Here is a 21333-nt window from a genome sequence, read left to right as displayed (position 1 = left end):
CCACGCGTTGCCGGCGCCGTCGTGCTCAGTCGACGACGGCGCCGGCAACGCTCTCGTTGTCAGCGGCTATGACGAACCGGGCGTGGACCGGCCGCCCCGCGAGGACCGTCGGGACCCAGTGGGGAGCGTCCTGCCACATGTCCTGCCAGGGGATGGCACCGACCCCGTACCAGCGCGGTTCGATCTCCTCGCACGATACGGCTACGGCGCGCCCGGCCTCGGCCGTGAACAGGGACGCCGCCATGTTCCAGGCGGGCTGCGCGGGGAACCGCCAGGTGATCGTCCCGGCCGCATGCACCTCCGTCGGCACGAGCGCGATGCCGCTCTCCTCCTCGACCTCGCGTACGGCCGCCTCCCGGGCTGTCTCCCGACCGTCGATCTTCCCGCCGAGGGCCACGACCCGGCCGGCGCCGAACCCGGTGCGCTTGAGGCCGAGCAGCACCTGCCTGCCTCCGTGCCCGTCCCTGTCACTGTCACTGTCACTGTCACTGCCCCGGAAGAGGAAGCACAGGACGACCCGCCGGTAGTCGACGCCGTCGATGCCCACCCACTCGGGGGGCGTGAGACCGGCGTCCGGTCCCGGCACGCCGGCCTCAGGCAAGGGCCCGCGGGTGGGCCGCCGCATACACCTCCCGCAGCGTGTCGGCGGTGACCAGGGTGTAGACCTGCGTGGTGGTGACGGACGCATGGCCGAGGAGCTCCTGCACCACGCGCACGTCCGCCCCGCCCTCGAGCAGGTGGGTGGCGAAGGAGTGCCGCAGGGTGTGGGGTGAGACCTCACGGGTGACCCCGGCGCGCTCGGCCGCGCTCTTCAGGATGGTCCACGCGCTCTGCCGGCTCAGGCGCCCTCCCCTCATGTTGAGGAACAGGGCGGGGCTGCCGGTGCCCTTCGCGGCCAGGCCCGGGCGGCCCTGCACGAGGTACGCGTCGACGGCCCGGGCGGCGTAGGACCCGACGGGGACGAGACGCTCCTTCGATCCCTTGCCGGTGAGCCGGACGACGGCGGGACCGTCGGCGGTGTCATGGACGGAGACGTCGTCGACGTCGAGGCCGACCGCCTCGCTGATCCTGGCCCCGGTCGAGTACAGGAACTCGAGCAGGGCGCGGTCCCGCTGGCCCGACGGCGAGCCCGTGTCCACGGCCTCGAGGATCCGCACCACCTCCGGGACGGGGATGGCCTTCGGCAGGCGGCGCCCCGCCATGGGCGGGTGCACGTCGCGGGCGGGGTCCCCCTCGGTGATGCCTTCCAGGGCCCAGAACCGGTGCAGGCCCCGCACCGCGACGACCGTCCGTGCCGCGGACCGCGGACTCAGCGGCGACTGTCCGTCCTCCCCCGAGACGACGGCCTGCGCGAAGGCGGAGACGTCGTGGCGCGTGATGCGGGCGGCGTCCTCCACCCCCCGGGAGCCGAGGAACGCCTCGTACCGCCGCAGGTCGCGCCGGTAGGCCGCGAGCGTGTTGGCGGACAGGCCCCGTTCCACGGACATGTGCTGCAGGTAGTCGCGGACGAGCACGGTCAGCGGTCCGTCGTCGCCCGCGGGTGCCGTTCCCGGCATGATCGTCAGTCCCCGAGCACCGCACCGCGCGGCCAGGCGGAGTGCTGGCTGGGGTGCTCGGGCCAGGGGGTCGACGCGGGGCGCAGGCCGGCGAACCCGTCCTCGCGTGCCACCCGGGCGGCGAGGATCGCGGCGGCCGCGGACGGGCTGTGGATGCGCCCCTCGAGGACCGCGTCCACGGCGGCGTCGAGGTCCACCCACTTCAGTTCGATCTCGGCTTCCTCGTGGGTGCGCGTGTGCCGGTCGGCCTCGGGGACGTCCCCGATGTCGCGCGCCAGGTAGACGCGCAGCGCCTCCGAGGAGGACCCCGGCGAGAGGAAGAGGTCCACGAGGACGTGCCAACGCCCGGCCGTGAGGTCGGCCTCCTCCGCGAGCTCACGGGCGGCGGCGTCGACGAAGTCCTCACCGTCCTCGTCGAGCAGGCCGGCAGGGATCTCCCACAGCGCCATGCGCACCGGGTGACGGTACTGGCGCAGCAGGAGGACCTGGCCGGCGTCGTTCAGCACGAGCACCGCGACGGCACCCGGGTGCTGGATGAAGTCCCGGGTGATGGTCTCACCGTCGCCGGTCAGCGTGAACTGCTCGCTGACGACGTCCCACACCCGCCCCTCGTAGACCGTGGTGGTCCCGAGGAGCCGGCGCGGGCTCTGCTCGTCGCCGAAGCCGGCGTCGCTGTCCCCCGAGCGCTGCATCGTCAGACCTTCGCGCCGCGGCGTTCGAGGGCCGCCTTGACCAGGCCGGCGAACAGCGGGTGCGGCCGCGTGGGGCGCGAGCTCAGTTCGGGGTGGGCCTGCGTCGAGACGTAGTACGGGTGCACGTCCTTCGGCAGTTCGGCGAATTCCACCAGCTTGCCGTCCGTCGTGGTGCCGGAGAACACGAGGCCGGCGGCGGCGATCTGCTCGCGGTACTCGTTGTTCACCTCGTAGCGGTGGCGGTGGCGTTCGAAGACCGTCGTCTTGCCGTAGGTCCCGGCGACCACGGAGCCTTCCTGGAGCTTGGCCTCCCAGCGTCCGAGGCGCATGGTGCCGCCCATGTCGCCCTCACCGCTGACGATGTGCAGCTGCTCGGCCATGGTCGCGATGACGGGGTACTTCGTGTCCGGCTCGAACTCGCTCGACGACGCGCCTTCGAGGCCCACGACGTTCCGGGCGTACTCGATGACCATGCACTGCAGTCCGAGGCAGAGGCCGAGGGTGGGGATCCTGTTCTCGCGGGCGTAGGTCAGCGCACCGAGCTTGCCTTCCAGGCCGCGGATGCCGAAGCCGCCCGGGATGCAGATGGCGTCGACGCCGTCGAGGGCCTGCTTGGCGCCTTCCGGGGTCTGGCACTCGTCCGAGGGCACCCATTTGACGGTGACCTTCGTCTTGTTCGCGAACCCGCCGGCCCGCAGGGCCTCGGTGACGGAGAGGTAGGCGTCGGGCAGGTCGATGTACTTGCCGACGAGCGCCACCTCCACGTGGTGCTTCGGGTTGTGGACGACGTCGAGGAGCTTGTTCCACCGGGTCCAGTTGACGTCCTTGAACTTCAGGTCGAGCGCCTGGACGATGTACGCGTCGAGGCCCTGGGCGTGGAGCGTCTTCGGGATGTCGTAGATGCTCGGCGCGTCGGCCGCGTTGACGACGGCGTCGATGTCGACGTCGCACATGCGGCCGATCTTCTCGCGCATCGCCATGGGCACCTCGCGGTCCGAGCGGATCACGATGGCGTCGGGCTGGATGCCGATGGAGCGCAGCATCGCCACGGAGTGCTGGGTGGGCTTGGTCTTGAGCTCCTGCGAGGGTCCGATGTACGGGACCAGGGAGACGTGCAGGAAGAAGACGTTGTTGCGGCCGATGTCCTGGCGGACCTGGCGGGCCGATTCGAGGAAGGGCTGCGACTCGATGTCGCCGACCGTCCCGCCGATCTCGGTGATGATGACGTCCGGCGCCTTCCTGCCCGGGGTGTGCTCCGCCGGCAGGCGCATGCGGCGCTTGATCTCGTCCGTGATGTGCGGGATGACCTGCACGGTGTCGCCGAGGTACTCGCCGCGGCGTTCCTTCGCGATGACCGTCGAGTACACCTGGCCGGTCGTGACGTTCGCCGACCCGTCGAGGTTCTCGTCGAGGAACCGCTCGTAGTGCCCGATGTCGAGGTCGGTCTCTGCGCCGTCGTCCGTCACGAAGACTTCACCGTGCTGGAACGGGTTCATCGTGCCGGGGTCGACGTTGAGGTAGGGATCAAGCTTCTGCATCGTCACGGAGAGGCCGCGCGCCCTCAGGAGGTGACCCAGGCTGGAGGCCGTCAGTCCCTTGCCGAGTGAGGAGGCCACGCCGCCAGTCACGAAGATGTGCTTGGTCGTTGCGGATTTAAGGAACCGGGAGTTTAGTTGCTGCGCCACGGAATTCGAGACTATCACCGAGCGGCGGTCCGGGCAGCATCGGCGAGCAGTTCCTCGGCGTGGGCCCGAGCCGATGCCGAGTCCTCCTGGCCGGCGAGCATCCTCGCGAGCTCGCGGACGCGTTCGTCGTCGGACAGCACCTCCACGTCGCTGGCCGTCACTCCCCCGCCCTCTCCGTCCCGGGAGACGTTCTTCGTGACCCGGATGTGCCGGGCGGCGAATGCGGCGACCTGTGGCAGGTGGGTCACCACGATGACCTGCACGTGCTCGGCCAGCATGGCCAGCCGTCGCCCGATCTCGACGGCGGCCTTGCCTCCCACGCCTGCGTCCACCTCGTCGAACACGAAGGTGGGCACCGGGTCGACGGCGGCGAGGACCACCTCGATGGCGAGCATGACGCGGGAGAGCTCTCCGCCCGATGCCCCCTTGCCCAGGGCGCGCGGCGCGGAGCCGGGATGCGGCTGCAGGTTGAAGGCGATGTCGTCCGCGCCGTGGACGGAGAGCGACTCGCCCGGCGTGACCTCGATGAGCAGTTCGGCGTCCGGCATGGCCAGCGCCGTCAGCTCGTCGCTCACCTTCCGCGCGAGGCTCTCGGCGGCCGTGCGGCGCAGGGTGGACAGCGTGTCGGCGAGCCCGTGGACCTGCCGGTCCAGGTCCGCGATGACGTCGTCGAGCTCCTCCACGCGGGAGGAGTCGCCGCTGAGTTCGAGCAGCCGTTTGACGGCGTCCTCCTGCCACGCGAGCACCTCGTCGATGGTGGGGGCGTACTTCCGGACGAGGACGGACAGTGCGGCCCGCCGCGACTCGACCTCCTCGAGCCGGCCGGCGCCCTCGCTGTCGAGCGCCGTCCCGTAGCCAGCCAGCTCCGCGGAGATGTCCGCGAGGAGGTAGCCGACCTCCGCGAGCCGTTCGGCGAGCCGGCCCAGGTCGGCGTCGTGCTCGGCGACGGCCTCGAGCTGGCGTTTCGCCTCGTCGACCAGGGAAACGGCGTCCGCGCTGGCCCCGATCTCCTCGGACACGAGGGCCTGATGGGCCACGAGCGCGGCGGTGCGGAGCTCCTCGAGGTTGCCGAGGCGCATCGACTCGGCTTTCAGCGCGGCGTCCTCGCCCGGCTGCGGGTCGAGGTCGCCGATCTCCGTCAGCGCCGCTTCGAGGCCCTCGGCTTCCCGCAGGCGTTCCCGGGCCTCGCTCCTCAGCCGGTCGCGTTCGGTGAGGGCGTCGCGCCACTGGCGGAACGCCTCGCCGTACGCGCGGAGCGCCTCGTCGACGGGCTTGCCGCCGAACTTGTCGAGCGCCTGCCGCTGCGCAGCGGCCCCCTTCAGCCGCAGCTGGTCCGACTGCCCGTGCACGACGACGAGTTCGTCGCCCAGCTCGGCGAGGACCCCGACGGGCGCGGCGCGGCCGCCCACGTACGCGCGGCTGCGGCCCTCGCTGGTCACGGTGCGGGCGAGGATCAGTTCGGCGACGCCGTCGTACTCCTCCAGGGCTGCTCCCGCCTCCGCGGCCCGCAGCGCGGCGGGGCTCGTCGGTGCGAGCCTCAGCACGGCCTCGGCGGACGCGGATCCGGCGCCGAGCCGGACGGCGCCGGCGTCGGACCGGGCACCGCGCAGCAGTCCGAGGGCCGTGATGACCATCGTCTTGCCTGCGCCGGTCTCGCCGGTGACGACCGTCAGGCCGGGCCCGAGGCGGAGGGTGGCGTCGGTGATGACGCCGAGGTCGCGGATACGCATTTCCTCGATCATCGTGTGGGTCCGTCCTGGTGCTGCACGGGGCCCCGCCACCCCTGGGTGGGCAGTTCGAACTTGCGGACGAGGCGCTCGGAGAACGGCGTCTGCCGGGTGCGGGCGAGGCGCACCGGGTTGTCGGAGCGCCGCACCTCGACGCGCGCGCCGGGCGGCAGGTCGATGCTCCGCCGTCCGTCGCACCACAGCACGCCTGATGCGTCGGTGCGGGTCAGCAGTTCGACGGCGAGCACGGAGGTGGGCGCGACGACGAGCGGCTTCGCGAACAGGGCGTGGGCGCTGATGGGCACCATGAGCAGTGCCTCGACCTCCGGCCACACGATGGGTCCACCGGCGGAGAACGCGTACGCGGTCGATCCGGTCGGGGTGGCGAGGACCACGCCGTCGCAGCCGAAGGAGCTCACCGGGCGCCCGTCGACCTCCATGACCACCTCGATCATGCGTTCGCGGCTCGCCTTCTCGATGGCGGCCTCGTTCAAGGCCCAGCTCTGCCCGAGCAGGGTGTCGCCCTGCCAGACGAGGACCTCGATGGTGGTCCTCTCCTCGACGGTGTAGCTGCGGTCGGCGATCCACCGCACCGTCTCGGCGAGATCGGCCCGCTCGCTCTCCGCAAGGAAGCCCACATGCCCCAGGTTGACGCCGAGCAGGGGGATGTCGGCCTCCCGCACGAGCTCCGCGGCGCGCAGGATGGTGCCGTCGCCGCCGAGGACCATGACGAGTTCGACGTCGCCGAAGTCGACGCCGTCGCCCAGCTCCTCGGCGGGTGCGGCGAGGGCGCCGTACTCGCCCTGCAGATCGGCGAGTTCCTCCTTGCGCATGACGGGCTTGAGCCCGAGGTCGTGGAGGCGCGTGCACGCTTCCTGCGCCGCGATCATCGCGTTCCTGCGGCCGGTGTGCGCGAGCACCAGAATTCGTCTACTCATCAAGCTCCGTCTGATTGGTCGGTCGGGGCGGCGGGGAAGAGTGCTGCCTGGGCGAGCGCCTGGTCCGTCAACCGGTCGAGCTCCCCCTCGATCCTAGGCACCATCGCCCGGCTCGGCATCTTTATCCACACGAAGTACTCCAGGTTGCCATCCTGTCCGGGCAAATCGCTCTGCGCGACGCCGCCGATGTCGAGCCCGCACCCGAGGGCGCTGTGCAACACACCGGCCACCGCGCGGCGGCGTGCCTGCGGCGACGTGACGACGCCGAGGCGGTTGAGGCCGCTGCGCCCCACCTCGAACTGGGGTTTCACCATGAGGAGCAGGTCCCCGCCGGGGTGCGTGGCGCCCGCTAGTGCCGCCATCACGAGCCGGAGGGAGATGAACGAGAGATCGGCGACGGTCAGCTCCACCGGTCCGCCGATGTCCCCGGCCTCGAGGTGGCGGACGTTCATGCCTTCGAACACCTGCACCCGCGGGTCGTCGCGCAGCTGCTGCACGAGTTGACCGTGTCCCACGTCGACCGCCGCGACCTCGCGGGCACCGCGCCGGAGCAGGACGTCCGTGAACCCGCCGGTGGAGGCCCCGGCGTCGAGGCATCGCCGGCCGGCCGGGTCGATGCCCGGGAAGGCGCGCAGGGCGCCGTCGAGCTTGGTTCCCGCCCGGCTCACGTAGTCCTCGCCCTGCCCCTCGACGGACAGGACGTCCTCGGGCGGGACCGCGATCGAGGGCTTCCGGGCCACGACACCCCCGCGGAGTACCCTGCCCGCGGCGATCAGCTGGGCCGCGTGGGAGCGGGAACGCGCAAGCCCCCGGGCCACGAGTTCCTGGTCAAGGCGAGCCATGGGCTCCCGCCTGACGGAGTGTCCGCTCCGGGTCCAGCTCCCGGGCCAGCCGGTCGTGGACGTCCATGTACACGTCGGCGTGCTCCGCGACCGGGACGTCCTGCAGCCCGTCGAGGAGGTCGAGGATCCGATCGACCGGCGTCCCACCCCTCGACGACGGCATGCCGCCTTCCGGGGCGGAGGTCTGTGCCTCGTCCATCTTGTCCCTTCCTGTTGCGCTGCCTGGGGCACTGCCTCGAACACTGCCTCGAACACTGACTGGAGCCTTGCCTCTCTGCCCTGCCCTGCCCGGAGCGGACGGGCCTGCGTGCCCGGTCCGTACCGTGTCCAGCCTAGCCAGCAGCTTCGAAGCTCACCTCGGGAGCGGTCGCCGTCGTCGCTGTCGGGTGGGCTGCCCACCAGGCGGCGCAGGCCGCACGCCAGCTGTCGACGTCGTCCTCGCGGCCGGTGACGGTCACCGTCGAGCCCGCGACGCGGGCCGTCGCGTCGCCGCACGTGGAGGCGCCGGCGTCGCCGGTGACCGCGGGGTACTCCTCGTACAGTTCCGCGAGGGAGCCGAGGAGGTAGTCCGGGCGCTCGTCGACGCGTGCCGCCAGGGCGGTCCTGACCGAGTCCACGCCGGTGAGGACGAGGGCCGTGGACATGCCCGCCCGATTGCCGCCCAGGATGTCCGTGTCGAGGCGGTCGCCCACCACGAGGGCTCGCTCTGCGCCCGAATGGCGTGCGGCCGTCCGGAAGAGGGCCGCCTCCGGCTTGCCGGCCACGGAGGGTGACTGCCCGGTCGCGGCGGCGACCGCGGCAACCAAGGTCCCGTTGCCGGGAGCGATACCGCGCTCCTGCGGGATGGACAGGTCCGTGTTGGTCGCGACCCATACGGCGCCCGCAGCCACGGCGTAGGCCGCCTCCGCGAGGTCCTTCCACCCGAGGGCCGGCGAGAATCCCTGGATGACGGCGTCCGGCCCGTCGGCCGCTGATCCGACGACGGCGAACCCCTGCTGCCGGATGCAATCCGCGAGGGACTCGCTGCCGACCACGAGCACCGAGGCACCGGCGGGCACCAGGCCGGCCAGCAGTTCGGCGCCCGCCAATGCGGATCCGAAGACCTGCTCGGCACGGGCCGGCGCTCCGAGCTCCCGCAGGTGGGCGGCCACCTGCTCGGAGGATCGCGACGCATTGTTCGTCACGTAGGCGAGGCTCTTGCCCTCGTCGGCGAGCCGCTCCAGGGCGGCGGTGGCCCCCGGGATGGCGTGCGGTCCGGCGTACACGACGCCGTCGAGGTCCGCGAGGATCCCGTCGTAGCCGTCGATCAACCGATCAGTCATCGACGCCGTCCTCCGGCCGCGTCGCGTCCGGCGCTGCAGAGAATTCGACCGGCATCGTCGGGGTCCCTGCCGCACCGGCGCGATCGGCATTCTTCGCACCCTTGGCCGGCTTGGTGTCCTTGCTCGCCTTGCTGTCCTTGACGGCCTTGGTCGCCTTACCGTCCTTGCTGACCTTGCCGTCCTTGCTGACCTTCGTCGCCTTGCCGTCCTTGCTGTCCTTGACGGCCTTGGTCGCCTTACCGTCCTTGCTGACCTTGCCGTCCTTGCCGTCTTTCGTTGCCTTCGTCGCCTTGCTGTCCTTCGTGTCCGACGGCGCTGAGTCCGCGCCCCCTCCGTCATCCATGCTGAACAGCACCTCGGTCTGCAGCGGCTGCACCGAAGAAGCCGACTCGCCGACAGGGATGGCCTCGACAGGCACCGGGTCGGTATTCACTGCCGGTTCCTCCTCCACCGAGGCATCCTCCGACCCCGGAACCACGGCGGACACGTCCTCCGTTGCGTTGCCCGAGTCATCCACAGCGTCCTCCGCTGCTGACTGGTCCTCCACCGGATCGACGAGAGTCGCTTGAGCGTCCTGCACCGCAGCACCCGACGGCTCGTCCGTCCCTGTCGGAGCCGCATCAGCCTCCCCCGCGGTCTCGTGGTCGGCCTCGACCTCGTGCTCAGCCTGGTGCTCGTCCTCGGCCTCGTGCTCGGCCTCGTGCTCGGCCTTGACCGCCCCCGCGTCCTCGGACGCACCGGCGGAGGGCTGCTCACTCCCCGTGGGCACTCCGACTGCTGCCGCCGTCGCGCCGGCGTCGGCCTCCGCGCCGTCCGCAGCGCCCGCGGCGCCCGCAGCGTCCTCCGTGTCCCCATCGATCGCCACGTCGGTCACGTCGGTCACGTCGGTCACGTCGAAGAGCGAAGCGGCTTCGTCTGCGTGCCCGGCGGTGTCTGCTGACGCCTCGCGCTCAGGCTCATCGGCACTGGCACCTGCGGGTGCTTGTGCTGGTGCGCCGAGGACGTCCGCCACCTTCGGCACCGGGGTGGGAGCGGGTTCGTCGTCCTCGCCGAGGTCGATGATGTCGGGCTCGAGGTCCTCGTCCAGACCGAGGGCCCTCTCCGCGACCCGGGCCTGGCGCCGCCACTTCTCCGACTCGCCGGACCGGCCGGCAGCATCGAGCGCTGCCGCATACGCACGGAACAGGCGGGGAGTGAAGGAGAACGCGCGGTGCAGGTCCAGCTGAGGGATCTCCAGGGCAGCGACGGCGGCATCGAGCTGGCCCAGATCCGAACGTGCACCGGACACGACCATGGCGAGTTCGGCCTTGCCGGCGGCATCGAGGGACTCGGCTTCCTCGCTGCGGGCGAGGTCGAGCGCCCTGTCGGGACGCCCCAGGCCGCGCTCACAGTCAGCCATGACCGGGAGATGGACGTTGGATCCGCTGATCCTGCGGAACGTCCGGAACTCGCGCAGGGCCTCGCCGTAGTGTCCTGCACCGTATGCGGTCAACCCGACGGCTTCCCGGACCGCAGCAAGGCGTCCGCCGCGGCGGCTCGCGGCGAGGGCATGCTGGAAAGCCAGCTCCGGGTCGAGGTCCAGGAGTCGACCCGCCATCACGAGGTGCTTCGCGACCCACAGGGCGCTTCGTTCCTCGAGGTTGCGGATCTGGGCCCGCGTCACCCGGTCGAGCTCGTCGCCCTTGACGTCCTCGTCGATCTCCGGGGAACGCTCCCGGTCCGGCCGGTTGGCGCTCCGGAGATCCCGTGCGTTGTGGGGACGAGGGGCGGCGGACTCTTCCGACCCGTAGCCCTGGTGCCGATCACTGTCACGGCGCTCGGAGCCGGAACCCCTCTCCTGGCGATCCGATGGTCGCCGGTAGGAGTTGCCCCGTTCGGGCGAACGTCGCTGCCCGGCGGACTGTCCCTCTCCGGACGCGGAACGCGACTGCCAGGGACGATCGCGTCCCTCGTCGGACCGGCGCGTCGGCGCCTGGCCTCGACTGGCGGACCGCGGCTGCCGATCGGCAGCGGAGCCCGACGACGACCCACCGCGGGAGGCTGCCCCGCGCAACTGGGCACCCCGCCCCTCCTCGGGCCCTCTTGCCGGTCGCTCCGTCGAACGGGATGCTGAGCGGTCGGGGTTCTGGCCTCTGCGGTCGCTCCATTGCTGACTACCGCCACCGTCCCTGGCCTGACCCGCCCGACCCTCGCGTGGTCGGTCCGGACGGTCCCGACGGTCGTCCTGGCCGGCTCGCTCCGGTCGCCCGCCCCGGCTTCCTCCGGTGCGTGCGTCGGACTGCCCTTTCCAGGCAGGCCGATCACCCGGGGGACGCCCTGCGCTGCCCGATGCCTGCGAGCCCTCGCCGGTCCGGTTGCTGTCACCGCTCGGGCTGCGATCGGCGGATCCGGGGCGGGAATTGTCGTCGGCGCGAGCGTCATCTCCGGCGCGGGGCGTCGATGGACGAGTTCCCTGGGCGGCCGACTTCGAGCCCCAGGAGTGACGGCGTTCAGGCCGCTCGGACCCTCCCTGATTACCGTCCGCCGGCCCATCCGACCGGCGGGGGTTTCCGTCTTGTCCGGCGGTGTGCTCCTGCTCAGTCATGGCAGTGCGGTCCTCTCATCAGGGTCCGGCATCTCTACCGGCGGGTCTCTATTTTGCTGTGGGTACTACCCATCTATGGAACCACGAAGCGGCCGCCCCCACGTCATCGTGATGCCTGGATCAGCCCCTTGTGATGCACACCTCTGCGCCGGGGGAACGCCTGTGCCGCCGCGCGGTGCCGGGCGTTGTGGATGCCGTTCGTGGCCGCAGTGGGTGGGTGCTCGTGGGTGGTTGACGGGCCCTTCCTCCTTGAAGATGTGGGCAGGACCGGCGTGGGGGTCGACGTGTAGGCCGGCCGTGCATGCCAACGGCCAGGAGCCGCGGCCCAGGCTTTCCCGGACCGGCCGTCAATGTCCTGCTGCACCAGCTCCGCCAGGCCGGCCGGCCCCTTCGGGATTCCTAGAGATCCCCACCGATGAACTCGCCCTCAGGCAACGTGAAGCATTCAGAACCGGAAGCAATACGAATCGTATCGGGATCCCATCCCGCTCCGATGAGGTGGATCTCTGCACTGTCCGGAGAACGCGACTGGACTTCGTAGTGTCCCGCCGCAGCGGTACGCGTCCTGATGTCGAACCGGGTTGTCCTGGTACGTCGCTTCAAGCGCCCTGACGAGAGGCTCCGGCTCCGTCCCCACACTCGAAGGGACAGTGGTCGCCCCGTTCCAATTGACCAAGGGATCGACACAATCGAGCAGAATACCGGTCGTCATCTGATCGACCTCGGCCACTTTGCCCGTGGGGATCGAGGTGGTGATTTCCAGTTCAATAGCCTGTGTTCGTGCCTTGGCTTGCTGCCAGGTCAACTCTTTCGCCGCGGACGTGTCCCCTTCCGTTGAACTCGTGAGCGTCGGCACCGCCGACGAATCGCGTGCGCACCCGGCGAGGCTCAGCAGTACCAGAACTGCAACAGCACATCGTGCTCGAATCAGTTCATGGCCTCTCGAAGTGCATCTTCAAGCAGCTTCCTATCGTCCTGGCTGTCGGTCGCAAGCAGAGGGTGGTCCTCAATCGGGGTGCTGTCAGGCAGAAGACGCAACGCGTCCCGCGCCTCCCCCGCAACCGACGCTCGCGATCCGTGCTGCTCGCTCAGCACTGCGGCCGCCTCATCGCACGCGGCGATGAACTGATCGGACACCTTCTCGTCGAAGTCCAGTTGAAAACCCGTTCCCCGGCAACCTTTGAACCGCGCCCCTCGTGCACCGGGAATGCAGTCAGAGGGAAGGCCATGTAGCCCGCATCCCTCAATGTTCATCAAAACCCGAGTTTGCGTCAGCAGCGGTAGCACTACCTCAGGTGGGGTCAGGAGCCGCCTGATTCCAGCAGCGATCGGGGCGACGTCGTGGATGAGGTCCTGCGAGCCGAGGGCAGAACGCCGAGGTGCTCGAGGCTCCCGTCGATCGCTGTCGTGGGACTGTTGCCGACGCCGGGGCGGTCGAGGAATGCGAGGACGACGCCGGCGCCTTGTTCGAGCCCCGGCCGATTCTGCCCCTGACGGATGCGCTGCCGGCACCTATCCAGCCCGTCGCGGGCGAGCCCGACACCAGGGAACCGGTCCACGACCGGAGCCGCGCCCGGAAGCGCCTGGGACACGGCGGTCCTGGACCCGATGAACCCTGAAGGCCACCCCTCAGCTGGGGACACAGCATTCCAGCACCGCGCCCTTCCAGTCAGGGTGGTGCCAACAGCTCCCAGACCGAGCTCGTACAGCCGGCAGGACGTCGTCGGATCAGAAGCCGCCCAAGGAAGCTCGAGCATGTCGAGCTTCCTTGGGCCGGGATGGTCAGTGTGTGAACTTCCGTCCTCCGGGAAGCCTCGAGCCCCAGCTCGTGCGGGCGCTCGGGCAATTGCACGCTGGTCGGGGTGGGGTGGGGGTGGTTAACGTGGGAAGGCCCCACCGTGGTGGGGCCTTCCTGTAATGGTTGTCCGGCGGTGTCCTACTCTCCCACACTCTCTCGGGTGCAGTACCATCGGCGCTGTGGGTCTTAGCTTCCGGGTTCGGAATGGGACCGGGCGTTTCCCCCACGCTATGACCGCCGTAACCCTTGCTACCTGGCGCACCCGTGCCGTGTTCCCCTGGTGCCTTGTGGGCGGGGGTGGTGGGTGCCGGTAAATTTGTGGGTTACATCGTGTCGTGCTGGATGTAACGGTGTGACCGGGAAAGAGACCCGTGGTGGGGGTTTCCTGGTGTTTATGGGTGGTTCCTGTTGTTGGTTGGGAACCGCATAGTGGACGCGTAGCATATGATCTTCACCCTCCCCATGGGTCACCGTGGGGGTCGGGGGGTTCCTGGTTGCCCGGGAACACCCGTGTTTTCTGGTGGGGGTGGGTGTGTGGTGTAAGTTATCGGCTTATTAGTACCGGTCAGCTTCGCAGGTCTTTCGTCCCTGCTTCCACATCCGGCCTATCAACCCAGTGGTCTGGCTGGGGGCCTCTCACACTCTAGGTGTATGGAAATCTCATCTTGAAGCAGGCTTCCCGCTTAGATGCTTTCAGCGGTTATCCCATCCGAACGTAGCTAATCAGCGGTGCACTTGGCAGTACAACTGACACACCAGAGGTTCGTCCGTCCCGGTCCTCTCGTACTAAGGACAGCCCTTCTCAAATTTCCTGCGCGCGCAGCGGATAGGGACCGAACTGTCTCACGACGTTCTAAACCCAGCTCGCGTACCGCTTTAATGGGCGAACAGCCCAACCCTTGGGACCTACTCCAGCCCCAGGATGCGACGAGCCGACATCGAGGTGCCAAACCATGCCGTCGATATGGACTCTTGGGCAAGATCAGCCTGTTATCCCCGAGGTACCTTTTATCCGTTGAGCGACGGCCATTCCACAATGTGCCGCCGGATCACTAGTCCCGACTTTCGTCCCTGCTTGAGATGTCTCTCTCACAGTCAAGCTCCCTTGTGCACTTACACTCGCCACCTGATTGCCAACCAGGCTGAGGGAACCTTTGGGCGCCTCCGTTACTTTTTAGGAGGCAACCGCCCCAGTTAAACTACCCATCAGGCACTGTCCCTGACCCGGATTACGGGCCGAAGTTAGATATCCAGAGTGACCAGAGTGGTATTTCAACGATGACTCCACGTGAACTGGCGTCCACGCTTCACAGTCTCCCACCTATCCTACACAAGCCACACCGAACACCAATACCAAACTATAGTGAAGGTCTCGGGGTCTTTCCGTCCTGCTGCGCGTAACGAGCATCTTTACTCGTACTGCAATTTCGCCGAGTTTATGGTTGAGACAGCGGGGAAGTCGTTACTCCATTCGTGCAGGTCGGAACTTACCCGACAAGGAATTTCGCTACCTTAGGATGGTTATAGTTACCACCGCCGTTTACTGGGGCTTAAATTCCCAGCTTCGTCCCACGCAAGCGTGAAACTAACCGGTCCTCTTAACCTTCCAGCACCGGGCAGGAGTCAGTCCGTATACATCGTCTTGCGACTTCGCACGGACCTGTGTTTTTAGTAAACAGTCGCTTCCCCCTGGTCTCTGCGGCCCTGATCCGCTCCGGCAAGCTAGTCGCCATCACGGTTGGGGCCCCCCTTCTCCCGAAGTTACGGGGGCATTTTGCCGAGTTCCTTAACCATAATTCTCTCGATCGCCTTAGTATTCTCTACCTGATCACCTGTGTCGGTTTGGGGTACGGGCGGCTAAAACCTCGCGCCGATGCTTTTCTCGGCAGCATAGGATCACCAAATTCCCCCATACGGGGGTCCCATCAGATCTCAGACTCGTGATCGAACACAAGGACGCGGATTTGCCTACGTCCTGCCCTACATCCTTAGACCGGGACAACCATCGCCCGGCTTGGCTACCTTCCTGCGTCACACCTGTTAATACGCTTACCTCCCGAGATCAGGTCCCGCGATCCACAAAAAACCACGTCACCACAAGGGTGGGCGGTCATGCTTCTGGCGGTTAGTATCCCTCGATCAGTATTGGCGGTTTTTCGCCGGTACGGGAATATCAACCCGTTGTCCATCGACTACGCCTGTCGGCCTCGCCTTAGGTCCCGACTTACCCAGGGCAGATTAGCTTGACCCTGGAACCCTTGATCATTCGGCGGACGGGTTTCTCACCCGTCTTTCGCTACTCATGCCTGCATTCTCACTCGTGTGGGCTCCACCGCTGGTTTACACCGCGACTTCACTGCCCACACGACGCTCCCCTACCCATCCACACCCCTGAACTCAGGAGAACAAGTCTCCGGCTTGGGATCTATGTGAATGCCACAACTTCGGCGGTGTACTTGAGCCCCGCTACATTGTCGGCGCGGAATCACTTGACCAGTGAGCTATTACGCACTCTTTCAAGGGTGGCTGCTTCTAAGCCAACCTCCTGGTTGTCTGGGCAACTCCACATCCTTTCCCACTTAGCACACGCTTAGGGGCCTTAGTTGGTGGTCTGGGCTGTTTCCCTCTCGACTATGAAGCTTATCCCCCACAGTCTCACTGCTGCGCTCTCACTTACCGGCATTCGGAGTTTGGCTGACGTCAGTAACCTTGTAGGGCCCATTAGCCATCCAGTAGCTCTACCTCCGGTAAGAAACACGCAACGCTGCACCTAAATGCATTTCGGGGAGAACCAGCTATCACGAAGTTTGATTGGCCTTTCACCCCTACCCACAGCTCATCCCCTCCATTTTCAACTGAAGTGGGTTCGGTCCTCCACGACGTCTTACCGTCGCTTCAACCTGGCCATGGGTAGATCACTTCGCTTCGGGTCTAGATCACGCCACTGCAACGCCCTATTCAGACTCGCTTTCGCTACGGCTTCCCCACACGGGTTAACCTCGCGACGTAACACTAACTCGCAGGCTCATTCTTCAAAAGGCACGCCGTCACAGAAACTAGGTCTGCTCCGACGGTTTGTAGGCACACGGTTTCAGGTACTATTTCACTCCCCTCCCGGGGTACTTTTCACCTTTCCCTCACGGTACTGGTCCGCTATCGGTCATCAGGGAGTATTTAGGCTTACCAGGTGGTCCTGGCAGATTCGCACGGGATTTCTCGGGCCCCGTGCTACTTGGGATCCTCTCCAAACGGCGTCACGCATTACGGTTACGGGACTTACACCCTCTCCGGCCGGGCTTTCAAACCCGTTCACCTATACGCACGCACTCATTTCACCAGTCCGGCAGAACTGGAACGGAAAGTCCCACAACCCCAGTGATGCAACGCCCGCCGGCTATCACACACCACTGGTTTAGCCTGATCCGCGTTCGCTCGCCACTACTGACGGAATCACTATTGTTTTCTCTTCCTGTGGGTACTGAGATGTTTCACTTCCCCACGTTCCCTCCACGTACCCTATGTGTTCAGATACGGGTCACCCGGTCACTCGCGCGCCGGGCGGGGTTTCCCCATTCGGACATCCTGGGATCAAAGTTCGGTTATCAACTCCCCCAGGCTTATCGCAGATTCCCACGTCCTTCTTCGGCTCCTGATGCCAAGGCATCCACCGTGTGCCCTTAAAAACTTGACCACTAAGATCAAAAACATATCGAGAAAACCAGGCCCGACCCGAAGATCGGAACCAGATTATTCTTAGAAATTGCTTCTTTTTAAGATGCTCGCGTCCACTATGCAGTTCTCAACCAACAACCCCAACACACCCCCACCCACCCCGAAACCGGGACCAGGCAGAGCATGCGCAGGAAAACCAGAAACAACGAACCCCACCCCCACACCGGCCACACCACCCCCCCACACCCGAACAGCACCCACAACAGGCACCCCCGGACACGAGGACAACAGCACAACCAACACAGAACATGAGGCCCTGTTATCTCAGGACCCAACAGTGTGCCAAACAGTAAAACCCGGTAACCCCCACCAACCCACGCTTTCCAGAACCCCGAAGGGAACGTACTCACCAGCCAGCAGGCACCACCAGGCACCTATCCATTGATATTCCACCCATGAGCACCCACCGCGGAACAAACGCCCGCGCTATGGGCTAACTCCTGCGAACCACACACCCACCACACAGGATGGGCCCATGAATCCGAGGCGCTCCTTAGAAAGGAGGTGATCCAGCCGCACCTTCCGGTACGGCTACCTTGTTACGACTTAGTCCCAATCGCCGGTCCCACCTTCGACGGCTCCCTCCCACAAGGGGTTAGGCCACCGGCTTCGGGTGTTACCAACTTTCGTGACTTGACGGGCGGTGTGTACAAGGCCCGGGAACGTATTCACCGCAGCGTTGCTGATCTGCGATTACTAGCGACTCCAACTTCATGAGGTCGAGTTGCAGACCTCAATCCGAACTGAGACCGGCTTTTTGGGATTAGCTCCACCTCACAGTATCGCAACCCTTTGTACCGGCCATTGTAGCATGCGTGAAGCCCAAGACATAAGGGGCATGATGATTTGACGTCGTCCCCACCTTCCTCCGAGTTGACCCCGGCAGTCTCCCATGAGTCCCCGGCATAACCCGCTGGCAACATGGAACGAGGGTTGCGCTCGTTGCGGGACTTAACCCAACATCTCACGACACGAGCTGACGACAACCATGCACCACCTGTAAACCGGCCACAAGTGGCTGACACATCTCTGCATCATTCCGGTTCATGTCAAGCCTTGGTAAGGTTCTTCGCGTTGCATCGAATTAATCCGCATGCTCCGCCGCTTGTGCGGGCCCCCGTCAATTCCTTTGAGTTTTAGCCTTGCGGCCGTACTCCCCAGGCGGGGCACTTAATGCGTTAGCTACGGCGCGGAAAACGTGGAATGTCCCCCACACCTAGTGCCCAACGTTTACGGCATGGACTACCAGGGTATCTAATCCTGTTCGCTCCCCATGCTTTCGCTCCTCAGCGTCAGTTACAGCCCAGAGACCTGCCTTCGCCATCGGTGTTCCTCCTGATATCTGCGCATTTCACCGCTACACCAGGAATTCCAGTCTCCCCTACTGCACTCTAGTCTGCCCGTACCCACCGCAGATCCGGAGTTAAGCCCCGGACTTTCACGGCAGACGCGACAAACCGCCTACGAGCTCTTTACGCCCAATAATTCCGGATAACGCTTGCGCCCTACGTATTACCGCGGCTGCTGGCACGTAGTTAGCCGGCGCTTCTTCTGCAGGTACCGTCACCAACCCAAAAGGCCGGCTTCTTCCCTACTGAAAGAGGTTTACAACCCGAAGGCCTTCATCCCTCACGCGGCGTCGCTGCATCAGGCTTGCGCCCATTGTGCAATATTCCCCACTGCTGCCTCCCGTAGGAGTCTGGGCCGTGTCTCAGTCCCAGTGTGGCCGGTCACCCTCTCAGGCCGGCTACCCGTCGTCGCCTTGGTAGGCCATTACCCCACCAACAAGCTGATAGGCCGCGAGTCCATCCAAAACCACAAAAGCTTTCCACCAACATGGCATGCGCCAGAAGGTCGTATCCAGTATTAGACCCGGTTTCCCAGGCTTATCCCAGAGTCAAGGGCAGGTTACTCACGTGTTACTCACCCGTTCGCCACTAATCCCCCCACAAGTGAGGTTCATCGTTCGACTTGCATGTGTTAAGCACGCCGCCAGCGTTCATCCTGAGCCAGGATCAAACTCTCCGTAAATGCATTACAGACACAACAATGACACCCGGGAAAACGGGCGACACCACTGCACAAAATTCGAAACCAGCCAAAAAAACCAGCCACCACACACAACCGTGCACGACGACCAGCCAATTCAACCAATCAAAAAACAATCGGTATCAACAAACTTGGCACACTATTGAGTTCTCAAACAACAGGAACAACCGGCACCAAACACGACCAAACCATCATGTCCTCGCTCCGGAGCAACTTTCAAAGCTTACCCGCACCCACCCCGTAACCGCAAATCCGCTCGGTCCCGGCTGGCTGTTAGACCAGCACCGCGACCTCGAATGGAAATGTTTTCCGAGGACACCAAGTGAAGCGGGATCTGGCACATGGAACACGTGTCCGAACCGCTTCATTCAGTTGGGGGGTTTGTCGCCCTCACCGGGGCAACTCCATAACTATACAACCCTCCCGCCCCCATCACAAACCCACCCCTGCCCTCGCCTGAAGCACCCGCAGCGCCGGCGCCGATGCCCGGCCCTCGCGCCACGGACAGTGGCCGCCTGCGACCACCCGGGGAGGGGCCGACCTCAGGACGACGGCGGCCGCCCGCGAATCATCCGACGCCGTACGGGCTCTGGTCCGCATGACCGAGTCGTAGTAGACAGGGTGCATGGTCAGGAACATAGGAGTGGCGCCGCGGTTGGCCGAAGCCTTGGGGATCGTTCTGGGCACCGAGGAGATCCCGCTGAGGCTCCGGGCGTGGGACGGGTCGGAAGCAGGCCCGGTCGATGCCCCTGTGATCGAGTTCCGCTCCCGGCGGGGATTACGGCGAATGCTGTGGTCCCCGAATCAGCTCGGGTTGAGCCGTGCGTACGTTGCAGGGGATATCGACGGGGGCGGCAACCTCTTCGAAGGCTTCTCGGCGCTCAGCTCGGTGGGCAAGTTCGCCGAGCTGAAGGCTTTCCGCCCACCGACCCTCGGTGAACGCATGAGGCTGGTCCGGACGGCCGTTCTCGTGGGAGCGCTGGGGCTTCCGCCCGCGCCGCCGCCCGAGGAGATGAACGTGACCCGATGGGGGCGGAAGCATTCCAAGGAGCGGGACGCTGCGGCGATCTCGCACCATTACGACGTGGGCAACGAGTTCTATGCGCTCGTGCTCGGACGGTCGATGGTGTACTCCTGCGCTGTCTGGGAGGACGAGACCATCGGCTTGGACGCGGCCCAGGAAACGAAACTCGACCTGGTCTGCCGCAAGCTCGGCCTTCGGCCCGGTCTGCGGGTGCTGGATGTGGGCTGCGGCTGGGGCAGCTTTGCGCTGCACGCAGCGCAGAACTACGGAGTCGACGTCGTCGGTGTCACCCTCTCGAAAGAGCAGGCGGACTTCGCCCGTAAGCGAGTGTGCGACGCCGGTCTTGCCGACCGTATCGAGATCCGGGTTCAGGACTACCGCGATGTCCACGACGGCCCGTTCGACGCGATCAGCTCGATCGGCATGGCCGAACACGTCGGCGAAAGCCAGATCAACGACTACGCGTCCAAGCTGTACAGCCTGCTGCCTCCCGGCGGGCGCCTCCTCAATCACGCGATTTCCTGGAACGCGGGTGAGATGCCCCCGGATCCGGACTCCTTCATCCCCCGCTACGTCTTTCCCGACGGAGAGATGCTCAGCCTGACCGTCATGATCGGGGCGCTCGAAGCGTCGGGACTGGAAGTGCTCGACGTCGAAGCGCTGCGCCGGCACTACGCGCTGACGCTTCGGGCCTGGGTACGCAACCTCGAGGAGAACTGGGACGAGGCGGTGCGTCTCACGAGCGAGGGACGGGCCCGGGTATGGCGGCTGTATATGGCGTCGAGCGCGCTCGGGTTCGAGCGGGGGCTGAACGGCGTGAATCAGGTACTGGTGCAGCGTCCGGGAGGAGAGCATTCCCCATTGCGGCGCCGCGAGTGGATGTGAAGGCGATCGTGCGGGCGGAGGGCCGAGTGAACCTTCGGCCACCAGAATTCTCCGCGTGCACGCGGAGGACGCCGTCGCTGAGGGCAACCTTGTCGCCGGGTTCAGGGATCGGTCGAGTTCATCGGTGATCTATCCGGCGAGGGTGTCACAGCCCTTGCCTTCGGCACCTCGATGCCGGTGCGTTCCCTGAGTTCATCGGGGCCAGCAACGCATCGAAGGTGAGGGACTTCTTGGTGCGCAGGACTACGACGCGGTCGTGTCCGTCCTCGTGCACCCCGGGTGGTCTCCTCTCCATCGGGCGCGGTGCCGACATTCTCGGCCTGGCGGGCAAGGACCAGGGCCGCATTCGCCGGCACCAGCCTGCCTGCTGTCGAGGAGAACACGGTGGCGAGAGCTCCACGGCGGTCCAGGTCCACCGGGGCGGAGTCGGAGGCAACGAACCTGCCCGTGCCGACGGTGGGGATCAATCTGGACGGACCCGTTCTCACGGGATCACGAC

General features: G+C 66.1%; 12 protein-coding genes and 3 rRNA genes. 1 reads left to right on the top strand and 14 read right to left on the bottom strand.

Annotation, left to right across the window (positions count from 1 at the left end):
• Positions 1–25: 25 nt before the first annotated feature.
• From MWM45_RS06430 to MWM45_RS06365, 14 genes are all read right to left on the bottom strand, one after another.
• Positions 26–586, bottom strand: coding sequence for an NUDIX domain-containing protein (locus MWM45_RS06430; protein ID WP_247828727.1), 561 nt, complete (start codon positions 584–586; stop codon positions 26–28).
• A 7-nt stretch (positions 587–593) separates the two neighbouring features.
• Complete coding sequence (gene xerD / locus MWM45_RS06425; protein ID WP_247828726.1) at positions 594–1556, bottom strand: site-specific tyrosine recombinase XerD; 963 nt, start codon at positions 1554–1556, stop codon at positions 594–596.
• A 5-nt stretch (positions 1557–1561) separates the two neighbouring features.
• The gene (locus tag MWM45_RS06420; protein WP_247828725.1) at positions 1562–2248 is read right to left on the bottom strand and encodes an NUDIX domain-containing protein; all 687 of its coding nucleotides are present in this window, start codon (positions 2246–2248) and stop codon (positions 1562–1564) included.
• A 2-nt stretch (positions 2249–2250) separates the two neighbouring features.
• On the bottom strand, positions 2251–3951 hold the full coding sequence (locus tag MWM45_RS06415) for a CTP synthase (RefSeq protein WP_247828723.1): 1701 nt from the start codon (positions 3949–3951) through the stop codon (positions 2251–2253).
• Positions 3948–5675: a DNA repair protein RecN gene (gene recN / locus MWM45_RS06410; RefSeq protein WP_247828722.1), complete on the bottom strand. Its 1728-nt coding sequence runs from the start codon at positions 5673–5675 to the stop codon at positions 3948–3950. Before recN ends, MWM45_RS06415 begins: the two co-directional genes overlap by 4 nt.
• The gene (locus tag MWM45_RS06405; RefSeq protein WP_247828720.1) at positions 5672–6598 is read right to left on the bottom strand and encodes an NAD kinase; all 927 of its coding nucleotides are present in this window, start codon (positions 6596–6598) and stop codon (positions 5672–5674) included. The genes recN and MWM45_RS06405 overlap by 4 nt, the downstream gene beginning before the upstream one ends.
• Positions 6598–7440 (bottom strand): TlyA family RNA methyltransferase, encoded by an 843-nt coding sequence (locus MWM45_RS06400; RefSeq protein WP_247828718.1) that lies wholly within the window; start codon positions 7438–7440, stop codon positions 6598–6600. Before MWM45_RS06400 ends, MWM45_RS06405 begins: the two co-directional genes overlap by 1 nt.
• A complete protein-coding gene (locus MWM45_RS06395; RefSeq protein WP_247828717.1) occupies positions 7427–7639 on the bottom strand; it encodes a hypothetical protein in 213 nt (70 codons plus the stop codon). The genes MWM45_RS06400 and MWM45_RS06395 overlap by 14 nt, the downstream gene beginning before the upstream one ends.
• Before the next feature lie 133 nt (positions 7640–7772).
• Positions 7773–8762 (bottom strand): HAD-IIA family hydrolase, encoded by a 990-nt coding sequence (locus MWM45_RS06390; RefSeq protein WP_247828716.1) that lies wholly within the window; start codon positions 8760–8762, stop codon positions 7773–7775.
• Positions 8755–10425, bottom strand: coding sequence for a collagen-like domain-containing protein (locus tag MWM45_RS06385; protein WP_247828715.1), 1671 nt, complete (start codon positions 10423–10425; stop codon positions 8755–8757). Before MWM45_RS06385 ends, MWM45_RS06390 begins: the two co-directional genes overlap by 8 nt.
• A 1848-nt stretch (positions 10426–12273) precedes the next feature.
• A complete protein-coding gene (locus tag MWM45_RS06380) occupies positions 12274–12603 on the bottom strand; it encodes a hypothetical protein (protein WP_247828714.1) in 330 nt (109 codons plus the stop codon).
• Positions 12604–13269: 666 nt separating this feature from the next.
• A 5S ribosomal RNA gene (rrf, locus tag MWM45_RS06375) occupies positions 13270–13386 on the bottom strand.
• Between the two features lie 292 nt (positions 13387–13678).
• A 23S ribosomal RNA gene (locus MWM45_RS06370) occupies positions 13679–16835 on the bottom strand.
• Positions 16836–17373: 538 nt separating this feature from the next.
• Positions 17374–18907 (bottom strand): 16S ribosomal RNA (locus MWM45_RS06365).
• The 16S, 23S and 5S rRNA genes sit together here, the layout of an rRNA operon.
• Before the next feature lie 643 nt (positions 18908–19550).
• On the opposite strand from MWM45_RS06365, the gene MWM45_RS06360 reads away from it, so the two are divergent.
• Positions 19551–20834, top strand: a complete 1284-nt coding sequence (locus tag MWM45_RS06360) for an SAM-dependent methyltransferase (RefSeq protein ID WP_247828713.1) — start codon at positions 19551–19553, stop codon at positions 20832–20834.
• Positions 20835–21333 lie beyond the last annotated feature (499 nt).

It is taken from the genome of Arthrobacter antioxidans, from assembly GCF_023100725.1.
Classification (GTDB): Bacteria; Actinomycetota; Actinomycetes; order Actinomycetales; family Micrococcaceae; genus Arthrobacter_D; species Arthrobacter_D antioxidans.
The sequence above is the reverse complement of the archived record's forward strand: the minus strand, read 5'-3'. Positions and strand labels throughout refer to the sequence as shown.